We start from the raw sequence: 11,086 nt of genomic DNA, 5'->3' as shown, positions 1-11,086 counted from the left end.
ACGAAAAGCATCCATACGGTCACCCATGCGAGGAGCGCCATGCGAGACCACGAAGAGTTTCGAGGCTTCGATTGCATTGCGGATTTCAGCCTAGCACACTCCTTGTGTCCTAACATCAATAAAACTCACTGCTGGATAGACATCACATCATCTGTCTGGCCTAGGGACGCCCTCAAGGAGGACGACGCTGACACGGGCGACCGTACTACAGGTGGGCCTCATGGATCCGGCTATCCGGCGCGGTTCCCAGCAGGACCCCTTGACGGTGGGTGCTCACAGCTGGACATGAGCATCACCCAAGCGGGTCTGAACGCCGACGGTGGCTGTGCTCGATTTCAGCCTGACTGGGGCAAAAATGGTGAGTGCCCTAGAGCGGGTGGCGAAGTGTCGGGGCTATCCGCAGATGATTACGGTGGATAGCGTACTATATCCGGAAGTCAAGAGAGCCGAGTAGCCACACCTCTCCTGCGCCGCCTGAGCGGCTGCAAACTGACGGTACGCGTTCCTCCCAATGGCGCTTCCATCTCTGACGAGGCGCTGTTGACCATAGTGATACAAGGTCCGGAGCCCTGGCCTTCACCGTACTCCACACAACATGCAGCCCCAGTGGAAGCTCCGAGCATTATCTACGAGGTCAGCGACTGCCTCGATGGCCCAAGCGAAGGGAGTGCTCCACTGGGTAGGGTCGCCTCAAAATACGGCCGATAGTCGGTTCCGGTCTTGATTAAGCCGTGGGCCACGCGCGCCACTTTGACGGCGACGGCACAGAGGGCCTTGCGCTTGCGATCGGGGTTCTGCGGATCGTGCTTAATGTAGCGCGCCTATTTTTCTCGAAACGTATTCTCCCGCATGCGGACCGCACCTTGGGCCGCCATCCAGAAGGCATAACGCAGTCGTGCATTGCCATGCTTCGAGAGTCGGCTCATCCCCCGGAACTGCCCCGACTGCTGCGTGCTGAGATCAAACCCACAGAACTTGAGGAATTGGCGGTGGTGCGGGAAGCGATGCAGATCGCCGGCTTCCGCCAAGATCGTGAGCGCGAGAATGGGGCCGACACCCGGCAACGTGCGGAGCCGTTGATAGTCGGGCTGCCCGCTCAGCACCTGGTCCGCCTGCTGTTCGATCGCCGCTCGGCGCGCACAGAGTTGTTGATGTTCCACCAGAATCACCCGAAACATCTGGATCGCCTCGGACTCCTCGCCGACCGGGAGGCCAACACTCTGACCGGCCGTAAGATAGGGATCGTGGAGAAAGCCACGCTTACTGACCTTCCGACCGACGATCGTCCAAGCCTCTTGTGCAAACGTCTCGGGTGAATAGCGGGTAATGGCAGCCGGACAGGGAAAGCGATGGAGGAGCCGGGTGAACCACGCGGCACGGGAGTTCGTGTAGTAGCGTTCGGCCTCCGGAAAATACAGCGGCAGGTAATGAGTCATGATGCTATGCTGGACTTGGACCTTGCGCAAGGAGACTTGAAAATGCGTCTGGGCCAACTCCTGCAGATCGTTGACCGCGTGCACCAGCGGATCGTGATACCGCTGAGAGATGCCGGTCTTGAGTAAATGCAGCAGGACCTGGGTATCTTTGAGGTCGTTCTTATCCCAGGAGTTGTACACAGTATCCCGCGTGCACGCGACCGCCAGGGAGGAAATGAGGCGGAGCTCAAACCCGCACTGGTGGAGAAAATACGCCAGCGGTCGGTGATAGGTGCCCGTCGCCTCAAACCCAATGACGACCGGCGTCTGGAAAGCATGGAGCCGTTGTCGCAGCACAACATAATCATGCTGGCAGTTCACCATGCGCCATCGCTGTCGGGTTCCCGCTGGTGGCTCAATCAACACGTCATGAACCTGCTTGGCGACGTCGATCGCGGCGAAGGTGATGGCGAGAGCGGGCTCTGAACTGGGGGTCATAGGCGCTCCCTCCTGCTAGAGTGAATGGCCACCTGCATTCTAGGGGAGAGATGAACAGCTTATGGCCCCTCTTCCGCTTATACTACGGCAGCGAATTCGCCTCTAAGGCGTTGGATGCCTGGGCCTATGCCCACGGCGTAAAGCCGGATTTCATCCGACCCGGCAAACCCGTGGAAAACGCCGTGATTGAGAGTTTCAACGGACGGTTTCGCTTTCGCGACGGGTGCTTGAACGCGAATGTGTTCATCTCGCTGCACGGTGCCCGACAGAAGATTGACGCGTGGCGTATCGATTACAATGAGTATCGGCCGCATGGCTCTCTGGGAGATCCGAGTTTGCCCGACAAGCGGTCCAACCTGGGCTGCAGGAAGCCGCGGATTTCCAAGTCTCCATGGTCTAGTTTCCCGGGAGGTCTCAGAGGCACCGAATTTCCAGCTTCCGGCGGTCTAGTTTGGGGGAGGGTCAAAGAAGCCGTCTGCCCTAGTTAAGAGTTGTCTCGAAAACGGGACGGACGGTTAGCCTAACGCGAGCATCTCTCTTGACATGAGCCGTGGCTTCCTCCTACTATCCGTGCCTAATGAAGATACCTCTCCAAAGGCCTGTTGCGCTGCAGGTTCTTTCCCTGAGCCTGATGTTCTGCATGCTGGTGTTGACAGGAGCGATCTATGCCCAGACGGTGCCTCATGCGCTCCACCATGCCCACCACCAGGCAACTACTCACGGTACCCCGCTGTGCACCTGGATGTGCGCAGCCGGGCAAGTGACCGAGACGGCCTCAGTTGCGCTGCAGGTCAAGCTTGCCCTGATCGCCTTTCTGAATTCTCCGCCTCTTCACGAACCGGACGGTGTTCCTCCTTCAACCCCATTTACCCGCGGTCCTCCCTCTCTCTCCGTCTAACTGCATTGCACTCCTTTCGGCATCGGCTGGACTACCGGGCACTAGCATGGTGTCGCTGGCGTACCGGCCGTCGTTGACGATCAGAGTTCCCAGTCATCAGGGCGTGCCCTTTCAGCTTCGGAGGGTGTTCCAATGTATGCATCATCAGTGGGCCGAGCGATCATCTTCCTAGTTTTTCTATTCCTGGGGCTTCAGCAGAATGCGGGATGGAGCATGGGGTCCCGCCCCCCTGTCGTGGGCTCGCCGGCAGCCGACTTCAGCCTGCCCGATTTGGAGGGGCGTGTGCAGAGCTTGACTCAGTACCGCGGGAAAATCGTCCTGCTCAATTTCTGGGCAACCTGGTGCAAGCCCTGCATAACCGAAATGCCTGCGATGCAGGCCGGATACGACAAGCTCCGCGACAAAGGCTTCGTGGTGCTGGCAATCAACGAGCTGGAGGATGAAGAGAAGGTCAAAGAGCACATCCGCAGTTACGGCCACACGTTTCCGGTCTTGATGGACCGCGATAACCGCGTAGCCAACAAGTATGGCGTGTTCGGACTGCCGGTCAGCGTTTTCATCGATGTAAACGGACGTGTGCAGGAGTACATCAAAGGCGGGCTGTTGACCGAGCGGAAGATCGACGAAACAGTGGCCCGTATGCAGTCTCAATCAGCCTCACGAACCGCCTCATAGCAGTAGCACGATGCCCGCTCGGTCACGCACAGTTCTGGTTTGGGCCATGGCTGCATGTCTGCTGCTACTCAGCGGACTCGCCTACCCCCAGATGGTTCCGCACGCGGTGCATCACGCGCACCACAATGCCGCTACCCACGCGACCGTCCTATGCGCGTGGGTCTGCGCAGCCGGACACAGTATTGAAAGCGTTGCCTTCGTCTTCCAGAGTGACTACTCTCCGTTTAGCCGGTTCGTGCTGACCAGTCCCCATGTTCAAGCAAAGGCTCCCGCATCTTCTCCCACTTCCCGCGGCCCCCCCTTTTTCTCGTTCTGACGTCAGCCACAATCTCGCAGGAAGAATTCTAGCCCATACGGTCAAAAGAACCCTTGCTGCGAGTCGGCTTCTTGCCCTTACGAATTAATAAGGAGGGACTGACCATGCGTCGAGCATGTATCTTTATCGCATTCATCATAAGCATTCTTACGCTCTCCGTTACGATGGTCTCTCGTTCAGAGGCCTCATGCGGCGCAGTCCAGTGTTTTGTCGTGGTGGGCTCTCAGCAGCAAGTACCGCAGAAAGGCCTCCTCACCATCAACGGCATCTACAACTACACACCGATGCGATTGCTGGAGGGAACATCCGGCATCATCCCTGCCATTGATCAGGCGGGACGCCGGCTGATTCTTGATCATCACCAGGAGACTCGGACCATTACACAGACGTATACGTTGGATCTCAACTATGGCGTGACGGACCGTTTCGGAATTCAGGTAACCCTCCCCTATCTAAAGCGGAAGCACAACCATACCGACGGGCTTGGTGAAGAGGGGCCAAACGGTGAAGGCAAACCGGTCAATTTCTTCGACAACGGGATCGGCGATATTCGGATCACCGCCAAGTACAATGCCTTACCTACGCTCCGAAGCATGCTGGTGATGGGATTCGGCGTCGATGTCCCGACCGGCGACACCAATGAGCGAGATAGCACCGGTAAGATTATGGAAGCGCCCACACAACTCGGACGAGGCAATGTCGGGGTGATCGGATCAGTCTATCAAACCTATGAGTTGATCCCGCACCGCTTGAATCAGTTCGCCTTCGCCAGCTATCGGCACACTTTTCGTAATAATGATGGCTATCAATTCGGCGACGAATACCTGTTGAATTTCGGATTCAACCTGATGCCGATGCCCTGGCTCGTGCTGACAAACCAGCTCAACTACCGCTACCTCACCCACGACAACATCAGCGCGTCTTTGGAACGCTCTGCGAGTCTGGGTGATGGAGCCGGATTTCCGGGCGACCCGATCGTCCTCGATCCAAACATTACGAATCGACGCGTGCCGAACACCGGCTCAACCTATTTGGCTTACACGCCAGGATTCCTGATCAATCTGGGTGAGACGACACAATTCTATTTTTATTCTCAGATTCCAATTGCGCGCGATTTCAACAACAACCTGGCTCAAGGTGTGAGCTTCATATTCGGCATCACTAAATGGCTTTCACTGACGAAATCATGACGCGCTTCAAGCGCTGACTGTGCCGCGGCTCGGATCAATCGATGGCGGAATCCGAGCTAATGCATCAACAACGGCGGCAGCTCAACCCCTTGCGATTGCGCTCGTCGTGACGAGGCAACAGGGAGCCATACCCATGATCTTGGTAGAGCTCCTGCACTGCCATCAGGGAACCGACCTCCACAAGCTGCGCAGCTTGGTCTCCGCGTGGTTCACACGGAGCAGTGCCCGCTCCGCGATGGAAGGATCTTCCTCATGGAGATCTATCGACGACGAGTAACCGCTTGGGGAGTTCGAGGGTGCTGTCTGTCAGGTGAAGTCTTGAGCTGTACATCTGAAAAAATAAGGCTCACGTCCTTCTCGTGAAATATTGCGTGGACGCTCCAAGTACCCAGGTCTCCTGACTCTCGGCTTGTCCTGCTCTCTGCGCCTTCCCATCCCAGAGGACAGTGGCTGATGGCAGATTTCGTCCCCGATCACGGTTACGGACCAGCGGCGGCATATACCAGGCTCCCCTTGGGGTACATGGACTATGAACTCAAATTGAGGTGATGTCTCGTGTGCCTCCTTTCAATCATGGTGAAAGCCAGTTCCTAACTAACCTTTCAGGTTGGCTATTCCAAGATAAAGACCGGTAAGCGAAACACCTAGACCACCGATAACGAGAAGCACAACAATGCCATCGCGGAGGACTGGCCGCTGAAGAAGAAAGGGCCAATCCCACGCATGAAAGCCGCTAACGATCCATCGGAAAACCCTGAAGTCCCGCGAGGCCCTCCCTACAACTTCCCCGGTCGCAGGCGAGAGATAGACAATGGTCTGGCCGGAATCGTTGCCTTGAATTCGATACACTGGCAAAACAGGGGACCTTCCGTCCCGCGCATAGTAGTAGGTATCGTAGTCGGTCAAATATTGGACTTCTCCGACGGAGTCCGTGGAACCCAAGAACGCATTCACCACTTGATGTAACCAATGACTATCGACTGCAAAAGGTTGACCGGTATCGCCTCTCATAACAGAAAATCCTCCACCCGCATGATGAAAATGGTAGAGCGGTACGTCGAGGACTTGTTTTAACACCACCATTGAAAGACCCGGAGAATTCCTCATTTCGCCCGAACCTATTTGTCTAGCCGGACGAAGATCGGCCAAATCAATAGGTTTGGCAATGGGCTTCAACTCTTCTGGTTTCGGGATTATTCGTACTGGTGGCGGGCTTCCATTGACCACGTAAAAAAATCCTGAAGCGATAAACAACAAGCTAGTAACAGTGAAACCCAGGCCAAGGCTATAATGCACCTTGCAAAGAAGGCTATGTTTCAACCCGAGCCCCCCCAGGAACCCGTGTCGCGCAATCATCCAGGCAGCCATAGCGATTCCCGAGAAAACAACCAGACCGGCCAAAGCATTCAGAATGAAAAGGAGCCCGTCCTTCACAGTCTTGTTGTGTTGGAGGAAGGGAAGGTTCATATTCAAGAAATGCGGGATGCTTCCAAACGCATAATACAAGCGTTCACGGGTTCGCGTCCGAGACAGGATAGAGGCGGTAGCTGGATCAACATAGACGGTCGTGCTCTGGTCATCTGAAAATGTGATTCGGTAAACAGGCATGGGGAGTCGTATCGAATAGGCATCCGGCACCTCCAGCAAGGTAGCAGCCTCTACCGCAGTTGCCGGCATAAACCCTTGCGCGATTTCTTTGGCAAAAGCCTCCCCTATGGGAGAAAGGAGTGCTCCCGTTGTTGCATCGAAAACTTTCCCCGGGCTATTAACCATGTGAACTTCATAGATAAGCCGGGAGCCCGCGCGACGTAGCCGTACTTCCTTAATAGGTCCCTTTCCATAGTTTTTCAGGATCTCTGGAAACTCTTTCTCCGCCTCCGACAGGGTGAAAGGCTCTCCGAAGGTTCGGCGTTGTTCCTCAAAGCTCAGCACACTCGGCAACGCACGCCAGTGCACATACAGACCGCTCCCGTACCAGACCACAAGCATCAATCCAGCCGTTAGGCCCAGCCACCTATGGAGAATGTAAAGCTTGCTCATCGTGTCTTCGAACTCACCAGGTTAAAACCGAGCCCAAACACTCACCGCGAAGGTCCTGGGAGCCCCCGGATCGAAGGTAGGAGCATTAAAAGGATCAAAGCGGACGGCGAGCGAATTGTATGTGACGTCTGCCACGTTCAGAATGCCGGCCGTCACTCCATAGCCTTTACCTGCGGGCTGATACGTCAGCGAGAGATCCATCAGAAAAACCGAAGGTAGCCGTACAGTATTCCACTGGTCTCCAACTCGGTCACCAATGTAACGACCGCTCAAGGTCCCGATCAGCCCCACTTCTGCCTTATAGCTGATTGACGGATACAGGCTCCATCGTGGAACGTTATGAATGCGGAACCCATCAAGAACAAATGGTGTATTTCTTCGCACAGCACTCAAGTGATTGACGAACGCATCCAGATACGTAACACCTACCGCTGTGATGAGTCGAGGAAACATCTCATAGGAGGCTTCCAGTTCCACTCCGCGGTGTGTCGATCGGCCGTCTCTGTTAAGAGCGCTGGCATCAAAGCCTCTAAAGACAGAATTCACCTGATTGTCATAGATCATCCAAAAGGCTGCGGCTCTCACCTTCAGTCGATCATTCAAGCCTGTTGCCCGGACTCCCACCTCGTAATTCGTTAAATGTTCCTGCAGGGCACCGATGCCCAATTCCGTCGGTGTGATTGCTCTCAAGCTGATCGGCCGGAACGCGCGAGACCAGTTGACGTAGGCACTTGCATCGTCTGCGAGATGATAGACGAGTCCTACGTGAGGGCTATAGGCGTCAAAGGTGGTCGCCAGGCTGTAACCCGGATTCCCAAAGTTAACCGATTGATTTCGCTCCATATGGATATGGTCCCAACGAAGACCAGTCCACAACACGATCTTGTCGGTCAAATTTAAGCGATTCAAAACGTACGGCGAGAAGATCGTTTGTCGCCCATCGCCAAGTTCCCGAATAGTTTCTACACTGGTCGCCAGGCTCCGTATTTTGAACAGGAAATTTGCGCTGGAATGATCCACCCACAGCCCGGCTTGCAGTTGATTCTCTCTTCCTAATATCAAGCTGGACCACGTCAGCCTGGTATCATTGATGATTCGCTTAGAGGGGTCGTGCCCGAGCCTCCGGCTATTCGTTTGGACAATGAGATCATTCAAATCAAGGCTGTCATTCGAATTGTTGTATTGGAACGCATTGGTGATCTTGACACCATTCGAAAACTCATGCTCCAGGTTTATTCGAACAAGGGTCAGATAGGTTTCTAAAAATCCAGGGTTCGGAGTCCCCGCTTGGTTTCGATCCTGGTCCAATTGTTGTTGGGTCAGTGTCGACGGCCTCTCCTGCCGATAATGCGAATAGGACCCTCCAATGGTGAGGCGCGTGCGTGAAGAAAGGTTGAAGAGAAGATTGCCGTATACCTGCTCATTCATACCTTGGGAGTGAGCCCGGAATGTATTCAGGTCATGTCTCCCAAAGCCAATATTCAAATTGACAGGCTTCCCCAGAAGTTCATCCCCACTATTCACATCGACACTTCCTCCGTAGCTCGGCCATTGATTGGCGAAGAACGTCGTCTCCAACGTACCAGGACCTGGTTGCGGTTGCTTGGTAACAAGGTTAATGACGCCAGCAAAAGCATCTTTGCCGTAAAGGACTGCGGCTGGGCCTTTCAGAACTTCAACCCGTTCGACGTTGAACATCGGATATTTGCCCGGTTCAAATGAGGTGCTGAATCCAGGGATAGGTTTCGATATAGAGAGGCCATCCACCAGCGATCCGACTGTGTCATTCAACAGAGGACCACTGGGAACGTTGACGCCGCGCATGTGTACAATCGCGATGTCTGACACGTTTCCGGTCTCTGCAATCCCAATACCGACGGTATCTTTTAAGGCCTGGTTAATGCGCGTCACATTCTTATCACGCACCTGTGCCTTAGAAAGCGTCGAGAGATTGTACGGCAGGTTAGTGGAAGCTTCCTCATAACGGGTCGCCGTGACCGTGACCTCCGATAGCACTATGGGGTTGTCGGCAGGTGTGCCTGCGATCCTCTCTGTTGGTACCGCTCCCTCTTCGCCCTCATCGCGATGAGGCTGGACCTCGGCGTACACGGACATGGCAGGAAGGGACAAAAGCACAACACAATAGCACACGGTCATGAACCGAGGCATCAATTCCTCCTTTAGTCTCGAAAGGATTACGCGGGGTTTCCATGTACCCAGGTCTCCTGACTCTCGGTTCGTCCTACTCTCTGCGCCTTCCCATCCAGCGGACAGTGGCTAATTGCAGATTTCGTCCCCGATCACAGTTGCGGACCAGTGGCGGTCTTTCACCGCGCTTCCCTTGGGGTACATGGGCTATCAATTCATTGAATTGGAAAGGTTGCGGCTATAGCGTGCCTCCTTTCAGTTAAGAAACCCGGCACGGTGTTTTCACCAGGGCTGCCATAAACGCCAACAGCACCGCTCCGAGCACCATGATCGTGAGACCCATGTCGCTGACCGGCAGCGCAAAGGAGGTGGGCTGGAGCAGTTTGATGATCCCGATAACGTAGGCTAATCCCACGACAGTGAGCGTCATCATGCGATTACCCTGGACGGCCATCGTGGTGGCAGCCAGATATAGCCGGCGCACGACGAGTCCGTTAATCGAGTCTGTGATGACCATCCCCAGGCTGAATGCCACTCCGATGAGTAACGCTCCTAGAAGGCCATAGCCCATTGTTCCGGCCAATGCCCAAGCCGACATCTGACTGGCTGTTTCGAACCCCAGCCCAAACAGCGCACCGATAGGCACGGCACTCATCGGGTGCGCGATGTTGAGCATCTGCCTGGGCAACAGATGCCCCATGAAGCCACTACTCAGAGCCGCGATTCCAGCGGGCAGCGCGATCAGCCTCGCAAGATTGATGGTACCGATGGCGAACAGGAGGAATGCCGAGACCACCCCACTCACTTGCAGAACAGCATTGCTAAACGATTGAAGATACTCCGCTACCAGCGCGATCAATGCCGCAATCAACAGGACTGAGAGCGCGTGACCAAACGCGAACCATGTTCCTACCCACCGACTCATTCTCGGATGTCGATCCACCGACGCCCTCGTCATTCCATCAATGGCGGTGAGATGGTCAGGATCGGCTCCATGACTCATTCCCAATGCAAGCGCGAGACCGAGTAAGGGCCAGAGACTACCATCAGAGGGATTCATACACACCCCTACGTATACTATTGTTAATCACTATCGTTTCGAGTGACCTGACTGGACGCTCCAGCCTGAACCTTCTTGGCATTGGGCTGCCACGGGTTAACCTCTACCCGCGATCGCCTAGCCCTGCGACAACGAGGAAGATGATTTCTGACAACTCGATCGCGGTGCCATAGACGTCGCCCGTGAGGCCACCGAGACGACGCTTCAGCCAGAACCCAATCCCCAGCGCAACGGCGAGCGCGGAAGCCCCCGGCACGATGACTTGCGGGCCCGTCCACGCTACCAAGGCCGCCGTCAGGCACGTCGCCACGGCAAAATGAAGTTGGCGTCCATGACCATTGAAGGGTTTTCCGAGACCTTCGACCCGAGTGTACGGAAAGAAGATCACCAGTGGAATCACCGCCCAGCGTGCCAGCACCGGAAAGGCGAGCAATGGCCAAAAGGATTCATGCCGCAACACCTCCATGACGATGACCACCTTCGCGATCAACAGGAGGCAGAGAGCCGCAGCTCCGTGGGCCCCGATACGACTGTCTTTCATAATCGTGAGCATTCGCTCGCGATCCCCACGTCCCCCGCCGAGAGCGTCAAAGACGTCGGCCAGCCCGTCCAGGTGAAGGCCGCCCGTGAGTACCGCAAGGAGCACGACGAGCGCCACCGCCATCAGGTCCACGGACAAATAACCCCGTAGGAACCGTTCCGCTCCGACAAGCGCGAGCCCCAGCGCCACTCCGACGATGGGAAACCACGCAAGTGAACGACCTAGGTCTGCGTCGTTGACCGACGCGTTCTTCACCGGCAGTCGTGTCAAGAAGCCGAAGGCGATGGCAAGTGATTGAAGCATGA

6 protein-coding genes, 2 pseudogenes and 2 riboswitches are annotated in these 11,086 nt (G+C 55.5%); of the genes and pseudogenes, 3 read left to right on the top strand and 5 right to left on the bottom strand.

The window, feature by feature from the left end; all coding sequences use genetic code 11:
• Positions 1–626 precede the first annotated feature (626 nt).
• Positions 627–1,913: pseudogene (locus NITMOv2_RS07440) on the bottom strand (IS110 family RNA-guided transposase).
• 86 nt (positions 1,914–1,999) lie between these two features.
• On the opposite strand from NITMOv2_RS07440, the pseudogene NITMOv2_RS24410 reads away from it, so the two are divergent.
• The 3 genes and pseudogenes from NITMOv2_RS24410 to NITMOv2_RS07420 all read left to right on the top strand — a co-directional run.
• Positions 2,000–2,239, top strand: a pseudogene (locus NITMOv2_RS24410) (integrase core domain-containing protein); the annotation flags it as partial.
• Positions 2,240–2,943: 704 nt separating this feature from the next.
• Positions 2,944–3,486, top strand: a complete 543-nt coding sequence (locus NITMOv2_RS07425; RefSeq protein WP_053379262.1) for a peroxiredoxin family protein — start codon at positions 2,944–2,946, stop codon at positions 3,484–3,486.
• Positions 3,487–3,906: 420 nt separating this feature from the next.
• A complete protein-coding gene (locus NITMOv2_RS07420) occupies positions 3,907–4,992 on the top strand; it encodes a transporter (protein WP_145976215.1) in 1,086 nt (361 codons plus the stop codon).
• A gap of 370 nt (positions 4,993–5,362) precedes the next feature.
• Positions 5,363–5,535: riboswitch (cobalamin riboswitch) on the bottom strand.
• Between the two features lie 51 nt (positions 5,536–5,586).
• Here NITMOv2_RS07420 and NITMOv2_RS07415 read toward each other — a convergent pair.
• From NITMOv2_RS07415 to cobS, 4 genes are all read right to left on the bottom strand, one after another.
• Complete coding sequence (locus tag NITMOv2_RS07415; protein WP_053379260.1) at positions 5,587–7,032, bottom strand: PepSY domain-containing protein; 1,446 nt, start codon at positions 7,030–7,032, stop codon at positions 5,587–5,589.
• A gap of 21 nt (positions 7,033–7,053) precedes the next feature.
• Positions 7,054–9,201 (bottom strand): TonB-dependent receptor, encoded by a 2,148-nt coding sequence (locus NITMOv2_RS07410; protein ID WP_053379259.1) that lies wholly within the window; start codon positions 9,199–9,201, stop codon positions 7,054–7,056.
• A gap of 32 nt (positions 9,202–9,233) precedes the next feature.
• Positions 9,234–9,394, bottom strand: a riboswitch (cobalamin riboswitch).
• Between the two features lie 45 nt (positions 9,395–9,439).
• Entirely contained in the window at positions 9,440–10,240 is an 801-nt protein-coding gene (locus NITMOv2_RS07405; RefSeq protein WP_083447847.1) for a HoxN/HupN/NixA family nickel/cobalt transporter, read from the bottom strand.
• Between the two features lie 103 nt (positions 10,241–10,343).
• The gene (gene cobS / locus NITMOv2_RS07400) at positions 10,344–11,084 is read right to left on the bottom strand and encodes an adenosylcobinamide-GDP ribazoletransferase (protein ID WP_053379257.1); all 741 of its coding nucleotides are present in this window, start codon (positions 11,082–11,084) and stop codon (positions 10,344–10,346) included.
• Between the last annotated feature and the right edge of the window lie 2 nt (positions 11,085–11,086).

It is taken from the genome of Nitrospira moscoviensis, from assembly GCF_001273775.1.
Lineage (GTDB): Bacteria > Nitrospirota > Nitrospiria > Nitrospirales > Nitrospiraceae > Nitrospira_D > Nitrospira_D moscoviensis.
This window is presented reverse-complemented; position numbering and strand designations above follow the sequence as displayed.

Excerpts from the sequence above, each read along its gene's own strand:
- NITMOv2_RS07415 (WP_053379260.1), bottom strand. The coding sequence starts at position 7,032 with ATGAGCAAGCTTTACATTCTCCATAGGTGGCTGGGCCTAACGGCTGGA.
- NITMOv2_RS07420 (WP_145976215.1), top strand. The coding sequence starts at position 3,907 with ATGCGTCGAGCATGTATCTTTATCGCATTCATCATAAGCATTCTTACG.
- NITMOv2_RS07425 (WP_053379262.1), top strand. The coding sequence starts at position 2,944 with ATGTATGCATCATCAGTGGGCCGAGCGATCATCTTCCTAGTTTTTCTA.
- NITMOv2_RS07405 (WP_083447847.1), bottom strand. The coding sequence starts at position 10,240 with ATGAATCCCTCTGATGGTAGTCTCTGGCCCTTACTCGGTCTCGCGCTT.
- NITMOv2_RS07410 (WP_053379259.1), bottom strand. The coding sequence starts at position 9,201 with ATGCCTCGGTTCATGACCGTGTGCTATTGTGTTGTGCTTTTGTCCCTT.
- cobS (WP_053379257.1), bottom strand. The coding sequence starts at position 11,084 with ATGCTTCAATCACTTGCCATCGCCTTCGGCTTCTTGACACGACTGCCG.